Source organism: Marinovum sp. 2_MG-2023 (assembly GCF_030548265.1).
Lineage (GTDB): Bacteria > Pseudomonadota > Alphaproteobacteria > Rhodobacterales > Rhodobacteraceae > Marinovum.
Genome location: NZ_JAUOSD010000077.1, coordinates 1 through 867, shown reverse-complemented (window position 1 = coordinate 867; position 867 = coordinate 1). Strand labels below are relative to the sequence as shown.

1 pseudogene is annotated in these 867 nt (G+C 56.6%); it reads left to right on the top strand.

The features are described 5' to 3' along the window. Window positions 1-658: 658 nt before the first annotated feature. A pseudogene (locus tag Q4577_RS23665) lies at window positions 659-790 on the top strand (LysR family transcriptional regulator); the annotation flags it as partial. Window positions 791-867: the final 77 nt, after the last annotated feature.

The following is an 867-nucleotide window of genomic DNA, read 5'->3' as shown; positions in this document are numbered from 1 at the left end:
CCCCCCCCCCCCCCCCCCCCCCCCCCCCCCCCCCCCCCCCCCCCCCCCCCCCCCCCCCCCCCCCCCCCCCCCCCCGCGATGCGCATGAGCCCCCCTCCCCCCCCGTCCCTGAGATGCAGTTTCCCCCTTCCTGAGACAAGAATTAGCTTTTGTGGGAAAAAACGGTCTTGGGGTTAGGGGGCTACTTGCCTCAAGCCGTTAGAAGTTGGACTAGCTGGCGCAACAAGAAAATTTCATGCTTTTTGACACAAGAGATGTACTTCATTCATGGCAATCGACGGGTTGATCTTGGTGCTTGGCCTAAACAACTCCCTGTCCCGCGTCATGGCAGGCAAAAGTACGACTTGCGCTGTCTTTGGTGGTGAGCGGCTACGATCCACAACCGGCAAACCGGGGAGCATGTTCATGTCTGAGTGAAGCGGTGAAGGTGCGTAGTTTTAACCAGATCATTGAATGGCGCGGCCGCTCTGGGCCACTGATCGGGAGAATTTTTCTTCTGGCTGGCGCTGGCTGCACAAGCTGCCCGATGTTTGCATTTCGGGCCTCCTCGAACCATCAAATCAATCGCTGACGTCACAAAGACTATCACAGCCCAAAAAAGACTTCAGATATCTATCTTACGCCCGCATAATACCGAAAAGGTAAGAAAGGGCAGTCCATGGAAATGCACCAGTTGCGCTACTTCGTGGCGGTTGCCGAAGAGCTGCACTTTGGCCGTGCCGCAGCGCGCGAAAACGTTTCGCAGCCACCGTTGAGCTTGCAAATCAAGAAGTTGGAACAGGAACTCGGTGGACATTGCCAACTTGTTCGTCAGACATGACCGGGCTATTTTAGCGGTATGAGAATTCCGACCAGTTTGCCTCGCCT